Source organism: Nonomuraea sp. NPDC050451 (genome assembly GCF_044458585.1).
This window is the reverse complement of record NZ_JBITHZ010000010.1, coordinates 172541-194083: the sequence shown is the minus strand read 5'-3', so window position 1 is coordinate 194083 and position 21543 is coordinate 172541. Positions and strand designations below refer to the sequence as shown.

General features: G+C 71.1%; 21 protein-coding genes. 12 read left to right on the top strand and 9 right to left on the bottom strand.

Features of this window, described 5'->3' with window-relative positions; genetic code table 11:
• Positions 1-6: 6 nt before the first annotated feature.
• From ACIBI9_RS29600 to ACIBI9_RS29585, 4 genes are read left to right on the top strand one after another with little or no spacing between them, the layout of a single operon-like run.
• Positions 7-1089, top strand: coding sequence for a hypothetical protein (locus tag ACIBI9_RS29600; protein WP_397226440.1), 1083 nt, complete (start codon positions 7-9; stop codon positions 1087-1089).
• Between the two features lie 16 nt (positions 1090-1105).
• Positions 1106-2248 (top strand): toxic anion resistance protein, encoded by a 1143-nt coding sequence (locus tag ACIBI9_RS29595; protein ID WP_397226438.1) that lies wholly within the window; start codon positions 1106-1108, stop codon positions 2246-2248.
• Entirely contained in the window at positions 2245-3801 is a 1557-nt protein-coding gene (locus tag ACIBI9_RS29590; RefSeq protein WP_397226436.1) for a substrate-binding domain-containing protein, read from the top strand. Before ACIBI9_RS29595 ends, ACIBI9_RS29590 begins: the two co-directional genes overlap by 4 nt.
• Positions 3788-4408, top strand: coding sequence for a hypothetical protein (locus ACIBI9_RS29585; RefSeq protein ID WP_397226434.1), 621 nt, complete (start codon positions 3788-3790; stop codon positions 4406-4408). Before ACIBI9_RS29590 ends, ACIBI9_RS29585 begins: the two co-directional genes overlap by 14 nt.
• A 14-nt stretch (positions 4409-4422) precedes the next feature.
• Here ACIBI9_RS29585 and ACIBI9_RS29580 read toward each other — a convergent pair whose 3' ends face one another.
• Positions 4423-5472 (bottom strand): aldo/keto reductase, encoded by a 1050-nt coding sequence (locus ACIBI9_RS29580; protein WP_397226432.1) that lies wholly within the window; start codon positions 5470-5472, stop codon positions 4423-4425.
• Positions 5473-5541: 69 nt separating this feature from the next.
• Complete coding sequence (locus ACIBI9_RS29575; protein WP_397226430.1) at positions 5542-6756, bottom strand: cytochrome P450; 1215 nt, start codon at positions 6754-6756, stop codon at positions 5542-5544.
• Between the two features lie 301 nt (positions 6757-7057).
• Here ACIBI9_RS29575 and ACIBI9_RS29570 point away from each other — a divergent pair, with 301 nt between their 5' ends.
• Entirely contained in the window at positions 7058-7552 is a 495-nt protein-coding gene (locus tag ACIBI9_RS29570) for a hypothetical protein (protein ID WP_397226428.1), read from the top strand.
• On the opposite strand, the gene ACIBI9_RS29565 is transcribed toward ACIBI9_RS29570, so the two are convergent.
• On the bottom strand, positions 7501-9642 hold the full coding sequence (locus tag ACIBI9_RS29565) for an ATP-binding protein (protein WP_397226426.1): 2142 nt from the start codon (positions 9640-9642) through the stop codon (positions 7501-7503). The genes ACIBI9_RS29570 and ACIBI9_RS29565 overlap by 52 nt on opposite strands.
• A 214-nt stretch (positions 9643-9856) precedes the next feature.
• Between ACIBI9_RS29565 and ACIBI9_RS29560 the strand changes: the two genes are divergently transcribed.
• Positions 9857-11086 carry an MFS transporter gene (locus ACIBI9_RS29560; RefSeq protein ID WP_397226424.1) on the top strand — a complete coding sequence of 410 codons (1230 nt, stop codon included), beginning with the start codon at positions 9857-9859 and terminating at the stop codon, positions 11084-11086.
• A 60-nt stretch (positions 11087-11146) separates the two neighbouring features.
• A complete protein-coding gene (locus ACIBI9_RS29555; protein WP_397226422.1) occupies positions 11147-12121 on the top strand; it encodes an amidohydrolase family protein in 975 nt (324 codons plus the stop codon).
• A 7-nt stretch (positions 12122-12128) separates the two neighbouring features.
• Here ACIBI9_RS29555 and ACIBI9_RS29550 read toward each other — a convergent pair whose 3' ends face one another.
• Positions 12129-12470: a hypothetical protein gene (locus ACIBI9_RS29550; RefSeq protein ID WP_397226420.1), complete on the bottom strand. Its 342-nt coding sequence runs from the start codon at positions 12468-12470 to the stop codon at positions 12129-12131.
• A 422-nt stretch (positions 12471-12892) separates the two neighbouring features.
• Here ACIBI9_RS29550 and ACIBI9_RS29545 point away from each other — a divergent pair, with 422 nt between their 5' ends.
• Positions 12893-13303, top strand: a complete 411-nt coding sequence (locus tag ACIBI9_RS29545) for a hypothetical protein (RefSeq protein ID WP_394495262.1) — start codon at positions 12893-12895, stop codon at positions 13301-13303.
• A gap of 42 nt (positions 13304-13345) precedes the next feature.
• Here the strand turns inward: ACIBI9_RS29545 and ACIBI9_RS29540 are convergent, their stop codons facing one another.
• Positions 13346-14386, bottom strand: a complete 1041-nt coding sequence (locus tag ACIBI9_RS29540) for a hypothetical protein (protein WP_397226418.1) — start codon at positions 14384-14386, stop codon at positions 13346-13348.
• 22 nt (positions 14387-14408) lie between these two features.
• On the bottom strand, positions 14409-15509 hold the full coding sequence (locus ACIBI9_RS29535; protein WP_397226416.1) for a YeiH family protein: 1101 nt from the start codon (positions 15507-15509) through the stop codon (positions 14409-14411).
• Between the two features lie 70 nt (positions 15510-15579).
• Between ACIBI9_RS29535 and ACIBI9_RS29530 the strand changes: the two genes are divergently transcribed.
• From ACIBI9_RS29530 to ACIBI9_RS29520, 3 genes are all read left to right on the top strand, one after another.
• Positions 15580-16476: a LysR family transcriptional regulator gene (locus ACIBI9_RS29530; protein WP_397226414.1), complete on the top strand. Its 897-nt coding sequence runs from the start codon at positions 15580-15582 to the stop codon at positions 16474-16476.
• Between the two features lie 57 nt (positions 16477-16533).
• Positions 16534-17001 (top strand): hypothetical protein, encoded by a 468-nt coding sequence (locus tag ACIBI9_RS29525; RefSeq protein ID WP_397226412.1) that lies wholly within the window; start codon positions 16534-16536, stop codon positions 16999-17001.
• Between the two features lie 145 nt (positions 17002-17146).
• Positions 17147-18265, top strand: a complete 1119-nt coding sequence (locus ACIBI9_RS29520) for a hypothetical protein (RefSeq protein WP_397226410.1) — start codon at positions 17147-17149, stop codon at positions 18263-18265.
• A 113-nt stretch (positions 18266-18378) separates the two neighbouring features.
• Here ACIBI9_RS29520 and ACIBI9_RS29515 read toward each other — a convergent pair whose 3' ends face one another.
• A complete protein-coding gene (locus tag ACIBI9_RS29515; protein WP_397226408.1) occupies positions 18379-18705 on the bottom strand; it encodes a hypothetical protein in 327 nt (108 codons plus the stop codon).
• Between the two features lie 349 nt (positions 18706-19054).
• Between ACIBI9_RS29515 and ACIBI9_RS29510 the strand changes: the two genes are divergently transcribed.
• A complete protein-coding gene (locus tag ACIBI9_RS29510) occupies positions 19055-19579 on the top strand; it encodes a hypothetical protein (RefSeq protein WP_397226406.1) in 525 nt (174 codons plus the stop codon).
• 16 nt (positions 19580-19595) lie between these two features.
• Here ACIBI9_RS29510 and ACIBI9_RS29505 read toward each other — a convergent pair whose 3' ends face one another.
• Both ACIBI9_RS29505 and ACIBI9_RS29500 read right to left on the bottom strand, forming a co-directional pair.
• Entirely contained in the window at positions 19596-20906 is a 1311-nt protein-coding gene (locus ACIBI9_RS29505) for a TolB family protein (protein WP_397226404.1), read from the bottom strand.
• Positions 20903-21403: a SigE family RNA polymerase sigma factor gene (locus tag ACIBI9_RS29500; RefSeq protein ID WP_397226403.1), complete on the bottom strand. Its 501-nt coding sequence runs from the start codon at positions 21401-21403 to the stop codon at positions 20903-20905. Before ACIBI9_RS29500 ends, ACIBI9_RS29505 begins: the two co-directional genes overlap by 4 nt.
• Between the last annotated feature and the right edge of the window lie 140 nt (positions 21404-21543).

Genomic DNA, 21543 nt, shown 5'->3' with positions numbered 1-21543 from the left:
GATGCGATGAAGCGCTGGATCGGTGTCATTCTGGCGGCGGTTCTGGCCGGGGTGGCGGGCGTGGCGATCCTCTTGGGGAACCGGGCGGACGAGGCCCCGGAGGCGCTCGTGGTGCGGGGGGTCATCGGGTCGGAGAAGAAGCCGTTCTTCGACGACCCCCGCGTCAAGGCGGCCTTCGCCAAACATGGGATGCGGGTCGAGGTGGACACCGCGGGGTCGCGGCAGATCGTCACCGATGTGGACCTGAGCCGCTACGCTTTCGCCTTCCCCTCCAGCGTTCCGGCCGCCGAGCGGATCAAGCGCGACCGCAAGGCGGTCACCACCTATTCGCCGTTCTACTCGCCGATGGCGGTGGCCACGTTCGAGCCGATCGCGAAGCTGCTGGCGGGGGCGGGCGTGGTCCGCGATTCCGACAAAGGCTACCAAATCCTTGATATTAGGAAATATCTCGATTTAATAGCCAAAGGCACCCGCTGGGATCAGCTTCCCGGTAATTCGGCTTACCCGGCTCGTAAGCGGGTCCTCCTCACCACCACCGACATCCGTACCTCCAACTCCGCCGCCATGTATCTGTCGGCGATCGGCTATGTCGCCAACGGCGAGGACGTGCCCACCTCCGACGCCCAGATCGCCAAGATCGCCCCGATGATCGCCCCCGCCGTCCTCGACCAGGGCTTCGCGGAGTCCACCAGCGAGGCGTCGTTCGACGACTACCTGGCGCTGGGCGCGGGCAAGACGCCGATGCTGGTCGTCTACGAGGCGCAGTACCTGGCGCACGTCTTCGCCGGCGACGGCGCGATCAAGCCGGAGATGCGGCTGGTGTATCCGTCGCCGACCGTGCTCAGCAAGCACACGCTGGTCCCGCTGACCCCGCCGGGCGACCGGGTGGGGCAGTTGCTCACGAAGGACGCCGAGCTGCAGGCCCTGGCGGCCGCGTACGGCTTCCGCACCACCGACCCTCAGGCGTTCGCCGGCCTGGTCGCCAGGACCGGGGCGCCGGCGGGGGCTGAGCTGGTGGACGTCGTCGAGCCACCCACGTATGAGCGGCTGGACCAGCTCATCACCACCATCGACTCCGCCCGGCCCTAGCAAGGAGATCCCGCACGTGTCCGATCTGGTGCTCACGCCGCCCGAGCCGGTCGCCCCGGTCCCGGCCGAGACGGCGGCCACCATGCTGCCGATCGCCGACGAGCGCGCCGCCGAGCTGGCCGCCAGGGCCCGCGACTTCGCGGGCGAGCTGAGCGGGCTCGACCACCGCTCCCCCGAGTTCTCCCGCAAGGTGCACGACATCGCCTCGATGGGCGACACCGAGATCAAGTCCGCCTCCCAGGTGGCCAACCGCATGCTCAAGCGGCCGGTCGCCGCCCTGGACGCGGCCCGCGGTGAGGGCGCCGACGCGCAGGCCAGGGTCGCCAAGGAGCTGGTGGCGCTGCGCCGTACCGTCGTGGACCTGGACCCGAAGCAGGCGGCGAGCGGGACGCGCAAGCTCCTGGGGCTCATCCCGTTCGGCGACCGGCTGCGCGACTATTTCGCCAAGTACCACTCCGCGCAGAAGCACATCGACGACATCATCCGCGCGCTGAAGTCCGGCCAGGACGAGCTGCTGCGCGACAACGCCGCCATCGAGGGCGAGAAGGCGAACTTGTGGGAGACGATGACCCGGCTGCAGGAGTACGCGGTCCTCGCCCAGGCCATGGACGCCGCTCTCGAGGAGCGCATCGTGCTGGCCGACGAGGAGCGGGCCACGGCGCTGCGCTCCGACGCCCTGTTCACCGTGCGCCAGCGCCACCAGGACCTGCTCACCCAGCTCGCCGTGTCGGCCCAGGGTTATCTGGCGCTCGACCTCGTACGCAAGAACAACCTGGAGCTGAGCAAGGGCGTCGACCGCGCCACCACGACCACGGTCTCGGCGCTGCGCACGGCGGTCACGGTCGCGCAGGCGCTGGCGAACCAGAAGCTGGTGCTCGACCAGATCACCGCGCTGAACGCCACGACCGGTGACCTGATCCTGGCCACCAGCGAGATGCTGCGCACCCAGGCGGGCGCGATCCAGAACCAGGCGGCCTCGACGACCGTGGACCTGGACACGCTGCGGCAGGCGTTCGACAACGTCTACGCCACGATGGACACGATCGACGCGTTCCGGGCGAAGGCCGTGGACAACATGGCGGCCACCGTCGACAGCCTGTCCGCCGAGCTGGGGCATGCCAAGGCGTACCTCGAGCGGGCCCGGGAGGGCGAGCGATGAGACGAGCCCTGAGACGGGCGCTGCCTCTCGTCCTGCTCGCCGCCCTGCTGGCGGGCTGCGGCGGGGGCGAGGAGCCCGCCGACGCGCCCGACGTGCTCCGGGTGCTGGCCGGCAGCGAGATCAAGGACCTCGAGCCGCTGCTGCGGCGGGCCGAGTCGGAGGCCGGCGTCAAGGTGCGGCTCACCTACACCGGCACGCTCGACGGTGCCGAGCAGGTCGCGAGCGGCCGCGCCGACGGCCGGCTGGACTCGGTCTGGTTCTCCTCCAACCGCTACCTGTCCCTGATCGACGGCGCGCAGGCCAGGCTGTCCACCCAGGCCAAGATCATGGTCTCCCCCGTCGTGCTGGGGCTGAAGCCCGCCAAGGCCCGCGAGCTCGGCTGGGACGGCAAGCAGGTCACCTGGGCCGACATCTCCCGGGCGGCCAAGGAGGGCAGATTCGGCTTCGCCATGACGAACCCCGCCTCCTCCAACTCCGGCTTCTCGGCCCTGGTGGGGGTGGCCGCGGCGCTGTCGGACGCGGACGGCGCGCTCAGCGCCGAGCAGGTCGCGTCGGTGACGCCGCGGCTGAAGGAGTTCTTCTCGGCGCAGCGCCTGACGGCCGGCTCGTCGGGGTGGCTGGCCGACGCCTACGTCCGCGACCGGCGCGTGGACGGCATGGTCAACTACGAGTCGGTCCTGCTGGGGATGCGCGAGCCGCTGACGCTCGTCTACCCGTCCGACGGCGTGGTCACCGCCGACTACCCGCTCACGCTGCTCGCCTCGGCCCCCGAGCCCAAGAAGGCCCTGTACGGCAAGCTCACCGCCTGGTTGCGCAGCCCGGCCGTGCAGAAGGACATCATGACCGGCACCCACCGCCGGCCGATCGCGCCGGGCGTGACCCCGGACCCGCGCTTCGGCGGGAGGCAGCTGATCGAGCTGCCGTTCCCCAACCGGCGCAGCACCGCCGACGAGTTGATCGCCACCTACCTCAACCAGGTGCGGGTCCCGGCGGAGGCGCGCTTCGTGCTGGACGTCTCCGGCTCGATGGCGGGCGAGCGGATCGACGCGCTGCGGCAGGCGCTGGTCGCCCTGACCGGCGCCGACACCTCCGCCTCCGGCGCGTTCTCGCGCTTCAGCAACCGCGAGGCCGTCACGATGATCCCGTTCAGCAGCACGCCGATGCGGCCGGTCCCGTTCACCGTGCCAGAACGCGACCCGGAGCCGGTGCTCGCCCAGATCAAGGCGTTCGCGGAAGGGCTGTCCGCGGGCGGCGGCACCGCGATCTACGACAGCCTGGCCGCCGCCTACGACCGTCCCGTGACGCCCGGGCACTACACCTCGATCGTGCTCATGACCGACGGCGACAACACCAATGGCTCCGACTACGCCGCCTTCGAGGCCCGTTACCGGGCGCTGCCGCAGGATCGGCGGGCGCCGGCGTTCGTGGTGCTGTTCGGCGAGAGCGACGTCGAGGAGATGCGCAAGGTCGCCGAGCTGACCGGCGGCGCCGTGTTCGACGCCCGCAAGACGTCGCTGAGCAGCGCGTTCAAGGAGATCCGTGGCTATCAGTGAGCGCGTCCTGCGCTACCTGGGCTCGAACCGGAACATCGCCGGCTCCTGCCTGGCGCTGCTCGGCCTGGTGGCCCACTTCCTGGGGCTGGTGGGCGCGTTCTGGCCGGTGGTCGTGGTGGCGCTGTACGGGGTGGGCGCGCTGCTCGCCCCGCCGGACCGGGTCCGGCTGACGATCTCGCACGCCGAGGTGGAGACGCGGGCGCTCAGGGCCGACCTGGACGAGCTGCTGCGGCGGATCGGCGGGCGCTTCCCCGGCGACGTGCACGCGGCCGTGGACGCGCTGGCCGAGGTGCTGAGGGGCGTGCTGGACCGCGCCGAGCAGCTCACGTCCTCCCCCGACCAGCTGCACGTGGTGTCGCAGACGATCCGCCGATACCTGCCCGCCAGCCTGGAGGCGTACGCGAACCTGCCGCGCGGCTACGCCCGCACCCGCCGCGGCGGGCGGGAGCGCAGCGCGCACGAGGAGCTGCTCGCCCAGCTCGCCCTGCTCGACGCCCAGCTGCGCAAGGTGGCCGAGGCCATCCACCGGGGGGACGAGCAGGCGCTGCGCGACCAGGGCCGCTTCCTGCGGGACAAGTTCGGCGGCTCCGAGCTGGACCTGGGCTGAGGGCCCGCGCGGGCTCAGCCGGCGGCCCGGTCGCCAGGCAGGCGGCGCCGGCGGGCGGCGTCCGTCAGCGCCGGGCGGCGCCAGGCGCCGTCGGGGTGGTAGAGGTTGGTGCCCGGCGGGATGATCTCGTCGATGCGGTCGAGGGTCTGATCGTCGAGGGTGAGCGCCGCGCCCTTGAGCGTCGCCTCCAGCTGCTCCATCGTGCGCGGGCCGATGATGACCGAGGTGACGGCCGGATGCGCCGCGGGGAAGGCGACCGCGAGCTCGGGCAGCGAGCAGCCGAGGTCCGATGCGAGCTCGATCAACTCCTCCACCACCTCGAGCTTGGCGGCGTTCTCGGGGATGGAGGGGTCGAAGCGGTTGGGGCTGAGCGACGCGCGGCCGGTGGTCAGGTCGATGGGCTGCCCCTTCCTGAACCGGCCGGTCAGGAAGCCGGAGGCGAGCGGGCTCCAGGTCAGCACGCCCATGCCGTACCGGTGGCACACCGGCAGCACGTCGGCCTCGACGCCGCGGGCGAGCAGCGAGTACGGCGGCTGCTCGGTCCTGAAGCGCCGCAGGCCGCGGCGCTCGGACACGTGGTGCGCCTCGACGATGTCCTCGGCGGGGAACGTCGAGCAGCCGAACGCCCGGATCTTCCCCTGCCCGACGAGGTCGCCCAGCACGTCGAGCGTCTCCTCGATGTCGGTCGTGTGGTCCGGCCGGTGCACCTGGTAGAGGTCGATCCAGTCGGTCTGAAGCCGCTTGAGGCTCTCCTCGACCTCCTTGATGATCCAACGCCGCGAGTTGCCGCGCCGGTTCGGCCCGTCCCCCATCGGGAAGTGCACCTTCGTGGCGAGTACGACGTCGTCACGGCGGCCCCGCAGCGCCTTGCCCACGATCACCTCGGACTCGCCGGCCGAGTACATGTCGGCCGTGTCGATGAAGTTGACGCCCTGGTCGAGGGCGTGGTGGATGATCCGGGCGCAGTCGTCGTGGTCGGGGTTGCCGACCGCGCCGAACATCATGGCGCCGAGACAGTGGACGCTCACCTCGATGCCCGTGCCGCCGAGGACGCGGTGACGCATGATCAGACTCCTAGCGATGTGATGGGGTGCCGAGCGCGTCGGAGCCTACGGGCTAGAGCCGACTCTAGATCAAGCGGCCGCCGGGAGCCGCAGGTGGACGGGCAGGGCGGACAGGCCGTTCATGATCAGCGATGGCGTCCTGGTCAGGCTCTCCGCGGGCACCGCCAGGCGGAGATCGGGGAAGCGGTCGAGCAGCGTGCGGAACGCGATGCGGGCCTCGACCCGGGCGAGCGGCGCGCCGACGCAGTAGTGGATGCCGTGCCCGAAGGCGACGTGCGTCGGGGCCTCCCGGGTGATGTCCAGCGAGGCGCCCTGCGGGAACGCCCGGGGGTCGCGGTTGGCGGCGACCAGGGCGAAGTACACGACCGAGCCCGCCGGGAGCGTCACCCCGCCGGCCTCGACGGGCTCCACGGTGTGGTACGACAGGGTGCTCTGCACGGGCCCGTCATGGCGCAGGAGCTCCTCGATCGCCGGGTCGAGGAGCTCGGGGCGCTTGCGGAGCAGGGCGAGCTGGTCGGGGTGGGTGAGGAGGGCGCGCATGCCGTTGCCGATGAGGTTCACCGTCGTCTCGTGCCCGGCGATCACCAGCAGGAAGATCATCGACGTCAGCTCGTCCTGGCTGAGCCCCTCGCCGTCGTCGCGGGCCGCGATCAGGTCGGAGAGCAGGTCGTCCTGCGGGTCGCGGCGTTTCTTCGCGATCAGTTCGCGGCTGTAGGCGAGCAGCGAGGCGACCGCCTCGTGGAATTCCTCGTAGCTGTAGATGCCGGGGGAAACGGCCGGCAGGGTCCACTCGCGGAAATCGGCCCGCTCCGCCTCGGGGATGCCGATCAGCTCGCAGATCACGCCGATCGCCAGCGGGTAGGCCAGCGCGGAGATGAGGTCGACGGTCTCCTCGCCGTCGGCCTCGGCCAGCAGGTCGTCGGTGATCTGCTGGATCCGCGGGATGAGCTTCTCGACCCTGCGGCGGGTGAACGTCGAGGTCACCAGCCTGCGCAGCCGCGGGTGATCCGGCGGGTCGCTGTAGAGCATGGTCGTGTGGATGCCGCGCGCCACGTCCTCGGGCAGTTGGTGCGCGTACGACCCCGACGTCCAGCCGCCCTTGACCAGCCGCGGGTCGGCCAGCAGCGCCCTGGTCTCGGCGTAGCCGGTCACCAGCCACGCCGGCATGCCTTCCGGCGTCGTGATCGGGTGGACGGGCCCCTTGGCGGCGAGGTCCGCGTAAATGTGGTGCCGCTCGTCACCGTGAATCGCGGTGAACGGCGCCGGCCCGGATTCATCGGACAAGGCAATCCCCCATTGCTTCGATTAGTGAATTTCCAGGGAGAAACGTTACCCACAGGCAATATGCGGGCCGTTGACAGAACGTAGACGCCCGGCACCACGTGCTTACGTCGGCGGCCTAGGTAGTCATATGGGTATCCCTCCCGTGCCGCTCGCGCCGCCGCCGCACGCATGCTGGATTCATCGACAAACACCGTCGAGGAACGAAGGAATCGTCAACCATGTGCAAGCACCGGCCACGGTGCCCATCCATATATGCCGGCGACCACGACGCCGTCCATCGACTCGCAGGTGGGAGTGCCGCATGAACGACTACGCCTTGATGAATCAGAGCGCCGGGCACCATCTCGACCTGGGCGCCCTGAGCCGGGCCTGGGACTGGATCAAGTCCAGGGCCCTGGGCGCCGACGAGAGCCAGGTGCCGGGCGAGCGGATCGCCTCTTGGTCGCTGTCATCGGACATGCAGGCGCGGCCTCTCATCCATGCCCGGCTGGCCTCATGGGGGCTCGACGGACTGGCAGAGGCCGCCGAGCTGCTGGTGGACCAGCTGATCATGGATGGGGACTACCACGCGCGCGGGGCGTACCGGCTGACCGTCTGGGCCACCGACGGCGTGCTGCGCTGCGAGGTCGAACCGGAGGACGCGGACGACACGCCGACGCCGCACGATCTGCAGGTGTTCCGGCGGCTGGCCTGTTGCTGGGGTGCCGCGGGCAATGCCTTCTGGTTCGAGATCCCGATGAATGCTCAGGACAAGTGCCGCAACTCCGGTTGGGCCTCCAGAGGCCGTACCGCGTAAGTCACGGCGCGGTCGACGCCGAGCTTCGCCCCGTGGCGGAAAGCGGACGTGAACGCCGGTTTCCCGAGGGCGTGGCGGGCCTGCCGCGCGCAGCGTTCGTGCCAGGCGGCGTGGTAGCAGAGCCGTTCGGGTGAGGCGCCCGCCGCCTGCCACAACGCGTGCGCGGCTCCGAGGAGCTCGGCGGCTCTCTCGTGCTCCTCGCGGGCGCCGGCGATCCAGGCCAGCACTTCCAGGCACTGGGTCAGGCACCAGCGGTCGTCCACCTCACCGGTGAACTGCGCGGCCGCCGTCAGGAGCGCCTCGGCCTGCTCGTAGTCGCCCAGGTTCCACCGCGCCACGCCGAGCGCGAACTGGGCGTACGCGCGTGACACCAGCGCATGGTGGGCCTCGCTCAGGGCCAGCAGCTCCTCGCCGAACTCCGCGGCCAGGCCGGGATCCTCGGTCGATCCGTACGCGGCCGCGAAGTAGAGGTTGAACATGAGCCCGTCCAGGTCGTTCCTGGCCCGGTGGAGGGCCATCGACTCGCGCAGCAGCGCGAGACCGCCCCGGGTGTCGCCGGCGGTGCAGGCGGCCACGCCCGCGGTCCGTACGGCGTACGGCACGAGGTCCTCGTATCCCAGCCTGGCGGCGAGCTCGCGGCACTCCTCCAGCCGCGGTATCGCCGCGTCGAGGTCTCCCTGGCGCAGGGCGAGCATGCTGTCCACCCAGAGCGCCGTCGCCCGGGTCCGGCCCGGCTCCGGCACCAGCCCCAGGCCGCGTTCGATCCAGTAGCGGCCCTCGGTGAGCGCGCCGGCGAGCACCCAGAAGCACCACAGCGCGGACGCGGTGCCCAGGCCCAGGGGCGCCAGCGCCGGTTCGTTCAGGCACGTCTGGAGCGCGACGCGGACGTTGGGCAGCTCCTGGCGCAGGGCCAGGTATCGGTCCAGCTGGTCGGGCACCAGTTGGTCGGTCCGGTGCGTCTCCGTCAGCTCGCGGTAGTGGCCGACGAAGCGCCTGCGCAGCCATTGCCGCTCGGCGGGCGTCAGCTGCTCGCAGCCGTACGCGCGCAGGCTCTCCAGCATGCGGAAGCCGAGCCCGCCCCGGCACAGGACCGACTTGTCCACCAGCCCGGCCAGGAGGTCGAGCACATCGACCGGATCGATGCCCTCGCCCGAGCACACCGTCTCCGCGGTGTCGAGATCGACCCCTCCGGCGAACATCGACAGCCGGGCCCACAGCCGCCGCTCCTCGGGCGAACACAGCTGGAAGCTCCATTGGATGGTCGCCCGCAGCGTCTGGTGCCGCGGCAGGGTCATGGGGCCGCCGGCCTCCAGCACGTCGAAGCGCTGCTCCAGCTCGTACGCCAGCTCCTCCAGCGGCAGGGTGCGCAGCCGCGCCGCGGCCAGCTCGATGGCCAGCGGGATCCCCTCCAGCCGCCGCACCAGCCGCACCACGCAGGCGAGGTTGCCCGCGCTCAGGGAGAAGCCCGGCACGACGTGCGCCGCGCGCTCCACGAAAAGGCGCACTGAGTCGTGTCTGGCGGCCTCCCGTACGGTGCGGCTGGGCGTCAGCGGGCCGGCCCGCGTCTCCTCGGGGAGCGCCGGGCCGGCCTGGACCTCGTGGAGCGCGGGGACAGGCCCGGGTACGGACAGCGGCGGGACCGGGAGCACCTGCTCGCCGTGCACGCCCAGCGAGTGCCTGCTGGTCACCAGCACCTGCAGGCGGGGCGTGGCGTGCAGCAGCCGTTCCACGAAGTGCGCGCAGAGCAGGTCCAGGTGCTCGCAGTTGTCCAGGACCAGCAGCATGCGCCGGTTGGACAGGTGCTCCACCAGCAGCCCCATGGGATCGGGGTGCGCTTGGCGCAGCCCCAGGGCCGCGACCACCGTCGGCTCCAGCAGCTCGCCGGTCTCCAGGGTGGCCAGCTCGATCACCTCGACGCCGTCCCGGTACTTGTTCCGCAGGTTCTCCGCGATCCTGAGGGCCAGCCGGGTCTTGCCGACCCCGCCGGGGCCGGTCAGGGTGAGCAGCCGCGTGCTGGACAGCGCCTTACGCGCCGCCGACAGTTCCCACCTTCGCCCAATGAAGGTGGATTTATCCAACAAAAACGTCATGAGGGGCCCTGCCACTCCCGTGAGACACCGAACGGCGCCAAGCCTCCACCCCCCAGAGTATTCCTGACCCGCTTTCCCGGCACAGCCATCCGGCGCCGCATTCTCATTTCCCAACAAAAGGCGTCCCGCACCATTTTTGCCAATGGAAGCCACAATTTTGCCGGACCCTTGATTTCGGTGAATCGCATCGACTCCATGTGATTCCTTGTTCATCATGAGTCTCGCCGCGGAGCCGCCCGTCGTCCGCCGCCCGTACCGCTGGGTGGTGCTGGCGCTGGCCTGGGCGTCGTTCACGATGACCGCCGTGGACCGGTCCACCTGGGGCCCGGCCTCGGTGGCGGTGGGCGAGCACCTCGGCGTGTCGCTGGCCGGACTCGGCGTCTTCGCCACCGGCTACTACGTCGGTTACGTCGTCTCCAACGCCGCGGGCGGCGTGCTGACCGACTGGCTCGGCCCCCGGGTGGTCGTCGGCTGCTCGCTCTTCCTCGCCGGCGGGTTCATGATCCTGTTCGGTGAGACGGACTCCGTGGCGATGGGCATCGCGTTCCAGGCCGGGGTCGGGGTGTTCGCCGGGTGCGACTACTCGGCCGGGGTCAAGCTCATCTCCCAGTGGTTCCCGCCCAAGGACCGCGGCTTCGCCATGGGCGTGTTCATGACGGCCACCTCGCTGGGCACGGTGATCGCGAACGCGGTCGTCCCTGGCCTCATCGCCGCGTCCGGGTGGCGTACGTCGTACCAGGTGTTCGGTGCGGCCTCGATGGTCGTCGCGGTCCTGTGCCTCGTCCTGCTGCGCGGCACCAAGGCCGCGCACGTCGCCCGCGCGGTGCCTGACCTGCGCCCGCTGGCCCGCGACCGGGACCTGTGGCTGCTCGGCCTGGCCGGGTTCGGCGCGCTGTGGGGCACGTACGGCTTCGTCACCTGGTCCAACGCGCTGATGATCAAGGGCAGCCACCTCACCCCCGTGCAGGCCGGCACCGTGGTCGCGATCTTCGGCGGCACCGCCATCGCGGCGAAGCCGTTCATGGGCATGGTGTCCGATCTGTTCGGCGGCCGGCGCAAGCTCCCGGCCGTCGCCGTGCTCGCCGCTTTCGTCGTGACGCTGCTGGTGTTCGGCACCCGCGACAGCCTGAGCGGGTTCCTGTGGGTGGCGCCGTTCCTCGGGGTCGCGGCGTACGTGTACAGCCCGCTGATGATCGCGCTGATCCCGGAGCTCGCCGGGGTCCGGCTCGCCGGGTCGGCGGCCGGTGCGACGAACGCGTTCTGGCAGCTCGGCAGCACGATCGTGCCCGTCGTGCTCGGCGCGGTGTTCCAGGCGACCCACTCGTTCTTCTGGGCCTTCGCCACGCTCGCCGCGGGGCCGCTGCTCGGCCTGATCCTCCTGCTGGGGGTCCGGGAGCACAGAGCCGGCGCCCGCGTCCCCGCCGTGACGGCTCTCGCGGGGTGAAGGCCGCGCACGTACGCTGTCGTCCGGCCATCCCGCTTCTCTCGATCGAGGAGGACGTCAGTGGTGGACAAGATCGCCCTCGAAGAGCACTTCGGGGCCACCGACCCGGACATCGTCGAGCAGTCGGCGACGCACTTCACGGCCGACGCCTGGCCCGCGCACCGCGACATGCTGCTGGACATCCATGGGGCACGGCTGCGGATCATGGACGAATGCGGCATCGAGAAGGCCGTGCTGTCCCTGCTCTCGCCGGGGATCCAGTCGCTGCACGAGGCGAAGAAGGCGGTCGAGTGGGCATGCCGCCTCAACGACCACGCGGCCGAGCAGGTCGCCCGGCGGCCCGACCGGTTCGCCTCCTTCGCCGCGCTGCCCATGCAGGACCCCGACGCGGCCGTGACCGAGCTCCGGCGCGCGGTCACCGAGCTGGGGCTGGTCGGCGCGCTGATCAACGGGTTCTCGCAGGTCGGCGACGAGCACACGGTGGTCTACCTCGACGACCCGCGGTACGCGGGCTTCTGGGCGGCCGTCGAAGAGCTGGACGTGCCCGTCTACCTGCACCCGCGCGACCCGCTGCAGGCCACGAGCCCCCAGTACGAGGGCCATCCCTGGCTGTACGGCTCGGCATGGGCGTTCTCGGTCGAGACCGGGACGCACGCGCTGCGGCTCATGGGCAGCGGCCTGTTCGACCGCCGCCCCGGCATCACGGTGATCCTCGGCCATCTGGGCGAGCTGCTGCCGTTCAACATCTGGCGTACCGACCACCGGCTCGCCGTCGCGCCCCGCGGCCTCGACGTGCGGCACCCGTTCGGCCACTACCTGCGGACCAACTTCTACCTCACCACCAGCGGCAACTTCCGCACGCCCGCGCTGCTCAACACGATCCAGGAGGTGGGCGCCGACCGGCTGCTGTTCTCCGCCGACTACCCGTTCGAGGACATGCGCGAGGCCGCCGCCTGGTTCGACGGGCTGGAGCTGAACGAGAACGACCTCGTCAAGATCGGCCGTACGAACGCGCAGCGGCTCCTGCGGCTGTGAGATCCGGTCAGCACATCGACGGAATGCAGGTGAAGGGATTCCGGAGAGTGGGCGACGGCTGCGCCGGCTCGGGCGCGGCGGTGGTCTCCGGGGGACCTCCGGAGCTCGGGCCGGAGGTCGGGCCCGCCCCTGAGTCGTCGCTCACCGGGGCGCTCGCGGTCTTCTTGGTGCGGGTCGGCTTGGGGACGGGCGCCGAGGTCGGGTCCGGCGCGTCCGGGGCTCGTGCGACGCCGGAGTCGATCACGACGGGACCCTCCGGTCCCATCAGGATGTTGCCGGGCTCGAAGTCCCCGTGCAGGATCCCGGCACGGTGGATGGCGGCCGGCGCGGTGGCGGTGCTGATCGCCACCCGGTCGAGCGCGGCGCGGCCCCTCGACGGTGACCAGGTCGTGCGGGGAGGGGCCGGGCACGTACTCGCTGACGATGTACGGCCGCCGGCCCGCCAGGTCGGCGTGGAGCACGGGCGCGGTGGAGAACCTGGCCACGCGCTGGGCCGGCTCCACCTCGCGCGAGGCGGCCGACGATGTCGTACGGCTCCAGCCGCCGTGGATCGTCCTCCACCAACGGCTGATTCACTTATCCCCCGACAGCACCAGCAGACCGGACAAAAACGTCCCATATTCGCGATCAAGAGGCACCCGTATCCACCGAGATCACAATCTCCGTACAAATGCGGACAAATGTTGACCATTCCACTTTCCTGATGGTTAATCGGAAGGGAGTGCGCCGCTTTCAACGGGGGAAGCGGCTGTTCATGGCCATGGGGGAAACATGACCAGGAGTCTTGTCGGCATGCTCTTAGCCGCCACCGTCGCGACCGGGGTCATCGCGGTGACTCCGACGGCGGCCTCGGCATCGGGCACGGCGGCCCGTCCACATCTGCTCGACTACAAGATCTACTTCGGTAAGTGCGAGGACACCTGCCGCATCAAGGTGCGGATCAAGAGCGTCACTCGCCTGAAGCTCTACGACGTCAGCCTGAACGCCCGGCTCTGGGTCAACGGCAAGAAGGTCGGAACCTGCTACGACTACGTCGGCAGCATCCGTCCCAAGGGAGTCCGCTGGGCCGGGTGCACCGTACGGTCGTCGAAACTCTCCACCATGTGGAACCGCTACCTCGACGGCGAGATCGACTTCAACACCGAGACCAAGACCAACGTCCATTACGAGTGGTATTCGTGACCGGCGGGCCAGGGGCCGAGCCTCCTCGGCCCCTGGCGTCACCTATCTGAGGGCGAAGACCGCGGAGGTGGAGTCGGTCTCGCTCTGCCGCACGGTGCCCGCGGCCCAGACCTCCGTGGTGCCGGGGACGAGCGCCAGGTCCCACAGCTTGATCACTTTGCCGGCGACCTGAGGGGTGCTCGCCGACCACTGCCCCGCCGCCGAGCGGGACAGCACGCGGGAGCTCGTGTCATCCGGCGGGTACGCGATCACCCGGAAGCCGCCCCGGCCGTCCGCGACCGCGTCACCGAGGCGCCACCCGGATGCCGCCGGAGCGGGAACAGGGACGTCGACCGGCGACCAGGCGCGGCCGTCGAAATGCGCGGCCAGCACCCGCTCACCGGTGTCGCCGAAGACCCAGACATCGTTCTTGGCCACCGCGAGCACGCCGGTCAGGCTGGTGGTCCCCTTGTCGCGGCCAGCGGGGAATGCGGCCTTCTTCCAGGCCTTGCCGTCGAAGTGGGTGACCTCGCAACAGCCGATCGCCCAGACGTCCTTCTGGGACACGACACTGGTCCGGCTGACGTCCCTTGGCGCTCGCCGGTGCCAGGTGCGGCCGTTCCAGAACCAGGACGCCGAGTGGACGTCCGAGCCGAAGGCCCAGACGTGGTGGCGGCCGAGCACCAGACCGTGGCTGAGGTTGGGGTTGGGTCCCATGGCGGATCTGCCCGCGTCCGTCCAGCGACGGCCGTCGTAGCGGAGGGCGGCGGACTCGCCGGTGTCGCTCGTGGTGAAGGCCCACACGTTGTCCGGTGAGGACGCGCCCGCCGAGCCGATGGCGCCGTAGTGGCGTCCGGGCAGTTCGGCGGCCCGCCAGGCTCGGCCGTTCCAGTGCTGGGCCACCGGACGGGCGGTCCCCGCGCATTCGTCGTCGACGGGCTCGCTCTGGCCGAACACCCAGACGTCGCTCCGGCTCAGCGGGACGACCGCCGACATCGAGTCGCAGCCGCCGAAATTGTGCATCCGGACCAGTTCCCAGACCGGCTGATTCGCCGGGGGCGGGACCGCGACCAGACCGACCGTCAACAACATTCGTGTCAGCACGGCACCCATCATGGCGACCTCGTCACCCGATCAGCCACACCCCCGCCAGCGAGATCGTCGCGATGAGGCCGGTGGCGATGCCGCCGAGCAGCATGACCCGTCCGCCCTTGAGCAGCTTCCGCAGGTCGATCCCCGTGCCGAGGGCGAACAGGGCGGCCGCCATCAGCGCGTTCGTGACCGCCGGCACGTTCGCGGTCACCACCGGCGGCAGCAGCCCCGTGCTCCGTACCGCCACCATCGCCAGGAACCCGGCCACGAACAACGGCACGATCGGCGGCCTCTTCCCGGGAACTGCGGCAGGCGGTGCCACCGGGCGGGTGAGGGTGGTGCCACGCCCGGCGGGCACAGCCACCGCCGTCCCAGCGGGGGCGGCCGCTGCGGTCCCGGCGGGGACGGCCGCTGCTGTCCCCGCCGGGACACTGCGGGGGCGGCGCAGGGACGTGGTCATGGCGACGACGGGGGCGAGCAGCACGACCCGGGCGAGCTTGACCGTCACCGCCGTCGCGAGCACGCCAGAGGCCGCGCCGATCGCCGCCACCTGGGCGACCTCGTGCACGGCCGCGCCCGCCCACATCCCGAGCTGCCCGTGCGACAGCCCCAGCCAGGACGCCAGCAGCGGCAGCACCACGATGGCCGCGCTGCCGTAGAGCACCACCACGCTCAGCGCGCCCGCGGCGTCCTCGTCCGAGCTGTCGGCGCTGTCGTGCATGGCCGCGATCGCCGCCGCCCCGCAGATCGACACGCCGGTGGCGACCAGCAGCGACGTACCGGGGGAAAGGCCGAGGCGGCGGCCCGCCGGCGGCGTGAGCACGAACGTGAGCCCCGTGGCGGCGGCGACGACCGCGAGCGCCTGCCACCCGAGCGCGAGCACCTGCGGCACCGCGATCTGCAGCCCGAGCAGCACGATCGCCGCGCGCAGCACCCGCCTGGAGACGAACAGCAGCCCGGGGCGCAGCGGCGCGCGGATCACCCCGGCGCTGGCCAGCGCCGCCCCCAGGGCCACCGCGGCGGTGGCGGGGCTGAGCCCCGGCACGAACCGGTTGACGACCAGGGCGGCCGCCGTCGCCAACGCGCACGCCGCGATGCCCGGCAGGCAGGACGTCTTGGAGGGGGTGGGAAGCATGATCCCAGTCTTCGGGGCCATCGACAGGGCCGGTAGCCGCGCATTGCCTGGGAGGTCATAGCCTATGGCTATGACTGCGCTGCCCGATCTCGACTCCCTCAAGCTCCTCGTGGACGTGGGCGAGCTCGGCAGCCTCGGGCAGGCGGCCAAGCTGGCGGGCATCGCGCAGCCGTCGGCGAGCAAGCGCATCGCCCAGCTGGAGCGGCGGCTCGGCCTGCCGCTGCTGGAGCGGACGCCGCGCGGCTCCACGCTCACCGCCGAGGGCAAGATGGTGGCGGGCTGGGCCGCGCAGGTGCTGGCGGCGGCGCAGGAGCTCATGCGGGCCGCCGAGGCCGTCCGCCACGGCGAGGCGGCGCATCTGCGGGTGGCCTCCAGCATGACGGTGGCCGAGTACCTGGTGCCGCGCTGGCTCGGGGAGTTCCAGAGCCGCGAGGCGGGGGTCCAGATCGGCCTGGACGTGCTGAACTCCGCCGACGTGGCGGCGCTGGTGCTGTCGGGCAGCGGGGGCGTGGAGCTGGGGTTCGTGGAGGGGCCCAACGTGCCGGACGGGCTGGCCAGCCGGGTGGTGGGCACCGACAGGCTCGTCGTCGTGGTGGCGCCGGGCCACCCGTGGGCGCGCCGCCGTACGGTGCTCAGGGGCGCCGAGCTGGCCGCTACCCCGCTGGTCGTACGTGAGCGCGGCTCGGGCACCCGCGAGACCCTGGACGTCGCCTTCGCCGGGCTCCACCAGGCCAGCCCACGCCTGGAGCTCGGGTCGAACTCGGCCGTCAAGGGCGCCGCCCAGGCGGGCGCGGCCCCGGCGGTGCTCAGCTGGTACGCGGTCGAGGCCGAGCTGGCCACCGGCCGCCTCGTCGAGGTGCCGCTGGCGGGCCTCAACCTGGTCAGGAACCTGCGCGCGGTCTGGCGCCGCGGCCGCTCCCTGACGGGCTCCGCCTCGACCCTCCTGACCATCGCCAGCCGCCCCTGACGCCCCGTGCATTGTGGGCTGCGCACTCGACGTGCAAACAGGGAAGAATCTTCAGCGATGAACATTACTCCCGCCCAGTTGCGCGACCTGGCCGGCCGCGCCGACGCACTCGAGGCAGAGGCCCGTGCCCTGTACGCCGGCCTGCCCGCCGATTCGCCCGAACGCGCCCATCTCCAGGCGGCGCACCACGCCGCCGAATGGCTGAAGAGAGCGGGCGAGGACCTGCTGCGCGCAGCCGGGGACCTGGCCCAGTATCGAGCCCTGGCCGAGTCGACGTGCGCCTTCCCGTGGGGCGTTTGTCCCGAACACGGCAACACGCTCTCCGCCATGGCCAACGTGTCCACCTGCCGGGTGTGCCGCCGTACCTGGAACTACGACCGGCGCGGCCAGAAGTGCGGCGAGCCGGTGACGTGGAAGGTGACCGACCGGGTGGGGACGGAGTCGCTGATGTGCGACGGGCACGTCCTCGGCGCTCGCGCGGCCATGCAAGGCGCCGCCTTCATGCGCCTCGACGGAGGGATGTAAGACCAAGCACTCCCCAGGAAATTGCTGCTGATCTCGCCACAAAAGCGCTGATCAGCGACCTGCAACAGCCGCAAACAGCCCCCAGATCAGCGGTGCATCCTGCATCCTGGGCATGCATTCGCGTCTCCCCCTTCAAGGAGCTGCCGTGACCCGGTATGCCGTCGACCACGCCAGAAACGCGCTCGTCGCCCACTGGAGCACCGGCATCGGGGATGTCGCGGTCACCGTGGCCGTTCTTCCCCCGGCCCGCCCCTCGGACGCCCTGCGCCTGGCCGCCCGCCTGACCGAGCTGTCGCAGGCCTGCTGGCGCTGCTACACCCACCCGGCCAGCATCTCCGACCAGCACGGACCGGGCAGCCTCGGCTGGCACCGGCAGCGCGAACGCGACGCCTTCACCGCCGTGGCCCCGATCCTGACCGCCTCCGCGGACGTCCCCGTCTCCGCCGAGGTCGGGGAGATCGCACAGCGCACGGGCCGCGCCCTGCGCGCGCTCGACAGCCCGGAGCTCACCACGCAGGTCGTCGCCGACGTCGCAGCCGAGCTGTCGGCCGTCGAGCAGGCCGAGCGCGACGACCTTTCCGGACGCGCCCAGCAGGCCGTCACCCTCAGCCGCGAGGACGCCTCACCCCTCCAGGTCGCCCAGGCGGACGCCTTCCTCAACCGTCAGCCCTTCGGCTCCGAGGAGCTGATCACGCAGATCGACCCCGCCGCGGCCGCCATCGCCGCCGCCCACTGGCTGCACGCGGCGGCCGCCACGACCGGCCGCCACGTCCGGCAGCATCCGGTGCAGGTCGTGGCCGAGGGCGACCACCTCAGGCCCCTCGCCGTCGAAAGCCTCGTCGAGATCGTGAGCGCCATCAGCTTCGGCGCCACACCGCGCCAGACGGTCATGCCGCTCATCCGCCACACCCTGCACGTCGCCGAGGGGCACCTCTGCGGCGTGACCGACGCCAAACGGCGCATCGCCGCCGCCGAACGCCTCGTGGCCAGGACCCGCATCGACCACCCCCACCGCCACCCCGGCCCCGACTCCGTCTGCCTGCCCATCACCTCCCTCGACCCCGCCCGCCCGGCCCTCGACCTGCTCGACAACCTCATGACCGGCATCCACGGCTGCTGGCTGCAGTACGCCGGCCACGCGCGTACGCGGCACGCCTTCTCCTGGCACGATCCGGACGACGACCGGCGGCAGGAACGCCACGCCGAGCTGTTCCTCACCGAAGTCCGGCAGGAAGCGGCCACCCGCCACCAGCACCTGCTCTGAGGCGTGGCCGCGCCGCTCGTCCCGCTGCCGGATCAGCTCCTCGACGGCGCCCTGCCGCGCGCCTGCAGCACCGGGCTGGGCTTGACGTCGAGCAGCCGCAGGCACTCCCTCAGCTACCGCCCGCACTCTCCGCAGAACAGCGCGTCCACGAACGCCATCCCCGTCGGCTCCTGCCGGACGCGCGGGCGTGGACGGCCGCCGGGCGCGGTGGGCCGTTCGACGCTCGTCACGGGTTCCGGCCGTGCCTCGAGCCGGCGCACCAGCGTGGCACCCGCCTCGGAGGTCAGCCGGCCGGCGCGCGCCACCACGCCGGAGTCCACCTCGCGCGGCAGTCTCAGCAGCGCCTGCCCCAGGTCGGCGGGCAGGGGCGTGGCCAGCAGGTACGGCGGCAGCGTCCCCTCCTTCAGCGCGGCGTGGATCTCGGCGCAGCCCTGCAGCATGGCCCGGTGCGGCGGTGAGACCAGCGCCGGGCTGGGCAGCCGCCCTGCGGAGGCGCTTGGTGGTGACCGGGTGGGTGGCCACGAACACCGCGGTTCCTTCCGGGATGCCGTCGACCAGGACGCGGCCGCGCCGCTGTTCGCAGGAGGAAAAGCGGTGCGCGGCGTGCACGAGGCGGCGGCCCGGCCGGCCGGGCGACGCGCCGGCGCGGGAAGGGGCGGACGGGCGCTTGTACGGACTTGTACGGATGATTCGGCCAGGGCTTCACCAGCCACGGAATTCTCGTCAGCGTGGTTCCAGCAACGACCCATCGCGGAGCGCACGGCTTCGCGCGAGCAGAGAGGAACCCCGTTGTCCAAACTCACCAAGGCCGCGTTCGCCGCGGCGGCGCTGTCCGGCGCTCTCGCGCTGACGATCACCGCCGCCGACGCCGTGTCCAGTTCCCAGACCGGCACGCAGACCAGCGCTCAGTCTTACGCCGGGGAGAGCAGCCCATGGACCGCCCAGACGGTCGGAACCTGGGGGAACATCCCGACGGCGTCTGTCAACGTCACCGTGCCCTCGGGGACGACGCGGTTCGTCGACGCCCGCTTCACCGCCGAGTCCCTTTGCGCCGGCGACACCAGTGCATGGTGCTCCGTGCGTATCGTCGTGATCAACTCCGCGGGGACGACCACCGAGCTGCAACCGGTCACGAGCACGGACTACAGGTTCGACACCCCCGGTGGCGCCGAGGGGGCCCACGCCCTCGAGCGTTTCTCCGCCCCCCTGGGCGCGGGCACCTACACCATCCGGGTGCAAGCCCTGCGCATCACGGGCATCACTCAGTTCACGCTGGACGACTACGCGTTCGCGGTCGGCCTCGTCGAGCCCTGAGGCAAGCACGGCACCCCTACTCGATCGCGGCCAGGTCCAGGACGTACATCTCGTTCTTGATCGGGTAGGTCATCAGGCGGTCGAGGCCGCTGTCGGGGGTCGCCATGTTTCCCTTCGCATCCGTCCGTATGCCGAGATCGGCGGACCTGCCGGTGTCGGCGTCATACAGCGTCAGGACGGCCTGGTTTCCCTGTCCCATCAACGTGATCTTGAAGAAGCGCTCCAGGCCGGCGTCATCGCCTGGATGGAAGGTGCTCGGCAGTTCGCGCTCGTGGGAGCCGTCGCGATCGCGGACGAACCTACGCAGAATGGTTTGGGTCCGAGCCGTGTCCGGACACCGGCGAGTGCCGCACATGATCTCCTTGCCGGAGCGGTCGCGAGGGCGTTTGACCTTGACGGTCCTGTATCGCGCTGCCACGCCCGCGCACCGGTCGACGCCGCACCTGACCTCCTCGTCGGCCTTGACCACGGCGTCGCGCCGCTCGCCGGTCTCGACATTGAGCAGCTCGCGGAAGATCGCTTTTCCGCGGTGGATGCCCACCCACGGCCATTGCAGGATGTGGTGCCGCTCGGCGCCCTTCACCGGCTGCGGCGAGCCCCCGCTCAGTGGCACCCGGTAAACCCCGCCCTTCTCGTAGGCGAAGACCACGTCCGAGCCCGTCACCGTCAGCCCGTTGATGTGCCCCTGCTTCATGACGTTGCCGAGGGGGACGTCAGTCACCGGCCGAGGCCGGCCGCCGGTGGCCGGCACCGTCCAGATCCGGGCGACCCGCGGGCTGCCCGCCTCCTTGTAGGACGCCCACCAGACGATGTTGCCGCCACCGGCGGCGACGCCGTCGGCGAAGATCGCCGATCCCTTCGTCGGGGGGATCTCGGCGATCTGCCTGGGCTGGCCGGTGCCCAGGTCGTAGCTCCACAGGAACTGACGCTTTCCGTCACTGACGCCCGTCATGACGAGCAGCGTGCGATCGTCGAGGAGGAGTTGCGGGTAGTACGCGCGGCCGTCGGGCAACTTGGCCGGGATCTTGTGTACGGCCTGCGGCCACACCTTCTCGATGGGCGGCGGAATCTGGTCCGCCGACGGCTCTGACTCGCCGGTCGCGCTGACCGCGGGATGCGGCTCGGCCGACGCGCCCAGGGCTCTCACCGCCACGCCCATCCCGCCTGCCACCAGGACCACAGCCGCGGCCGCGCGCACGGCGGCGGTCCGTGCCCGCCGCCGGCGATGGCGCGTCTTGACCGTCGCGATCAGACCGGCCGGCGCCTGCGGCGCATGATGCGCCGCCCCGGACAGGGCGCGCCTCAGCTTGTCTTCCAGATCGGTCATCGCATGCTCCTGTGGGTCGCCGGTGCGGAGGAGAGGGAGGAACGCAGCTTGTCCAGGCCCCGGAAGGCCTGGCTGCGCACGGTTCCGGGAGAGATGCCGAGCACCTTGGCGATCTCGGCGTCGCTGAGCTGTTCGTAGTAGCGCAGAACCAGTACGGCACGCTGTCTGCGGGGCAGCGCGGCCAGCTCTTCCCAGAGCCCCTGGTCCTCGTCGGGAGGGAAGACTTCGTGGTGAACCCGCTCCGGCGGCTCTCCGATGAGGTGTTCACGCCTGCGCCGCCGCCAGATGCTGATATGTAACCGTGCCATCGTGGTACGGACGTAGCTGTGCGGGCTGTCCTTGAGTCTCACCCTCGGCCAGGCGCCGCACAGCCGTACCAGAGCTTCCTGGACCAGGTCGGCGGCGTCATGAGGGTTTCCGGTCAGGACGTATCCGTAGCGGAGCAGCGCGTCCGTCTGCTCTGCCACGAAGTCGTCGAAGCCGGGTTCGTCATCCACTTGTAGTCCCTTCGGTAGTCACGTCCCAGACGGTCGAAGGGGCGAAGATGCTGCACCGCTCGGCGAATGTTTTCTCGGGGTCTGACTGTCCGGCCGGAATTGAACGATAAGCCTCCGCCGGAGGTCAGGCAGGGTTGCGA

Excerpts from the sequence above, each read along its gene's own strand:
- ACIBI9_RS29545 (WP_394495262.1), top strand. The coding sequence starts at position 12,893 with ATGACCAGGAGTCTTGTCGGCATGCTCTTAGCCGCCACCGTCGCGACC.
- ACIBI9_RS29530 (WP_397226414.1), top strand. The coding sequence starts at position 15,580 with ATGACTGCGCTGCCCGATCTCGACTCCCTCAAGCTCCTCGTGGACGTG.
- ACIBI9_RS29560 (WP_397226424.1), top strand. The coding sequence starts at position 9,857 with ATGAGTCTCGCCGCGGAGCCGCCCGTCGTCCGCCGCCCGTACCGCTGG.
- ACIBI9_RS29590 (WP_397226436.1), top strand. The coding sequence starts at position 2,245 with ATGAGACGAGCCCTGAGACGGGCGCTGCCTCTCGTCCTGCTCGCCGCC.
- ACIBI9_RS29570 (WP_397226428.1), top strand. The coding sequence starts at position 7,058 with ATGAACGACTACGCCTTGATGAATCAGAGCGCCGGGCACCATCTCGAC.
- ACIBI9_RS29600 (WP_397226440.1), top strand. The coding sequence starts at position 7 with ATGAAGCGCTGGATCGGTGTCATTCTGGCGGCGGTTCTGGCCGGGGTG.
- ACIBI9_RS29565 (WP_397226426.1), bottom strand. The coding sequence starts at position 9,642 with ATGACGTTTTTGTTGGATAAATCCACCTTCATTGGGCGAAGGTGGGAA.
- ACIBI9_RS29535 (WP_397226416.1), bottom strand. The coding sequence starts at position 15,509 with ATGCTTCCCACCCCCTCCAAGACGTCCTGCCTGCCGGGCATCGCGGCG.
- ACIBI9_RS29525 (WP_397226412.1), top strand. The coding sequence starts at position 16,534 with ATGAACATTACTCCCGCCCAGTTGCGCGACCTGGCCGGCCGCGCCGAC.
- ACIBI9_RS29515 (WP_397226408.1), bottom strand. The coding sequence starts at position 18,705 with ATGCTGCAGGGCTGCGCCGAGATCCACGCCGCGCTGAAGGAGGGGACG.
- ACIBI9_RS29505 (WP_397226404.1), bottom strand. The coding sequence starts at position 20,906 with ATGACCGATCTGGAAGACAAGCTGAGGCGCGCCCTGTCCGGGGCGGCG.
- ACIBI9_RS29580 (WP_397226432.1), bottom strand. The coding sequence starts at position 5,472 with ATGCGTCACCGCGTCCTCGGCGGCACGGGCATCGAGGTGAGCGTCCAC.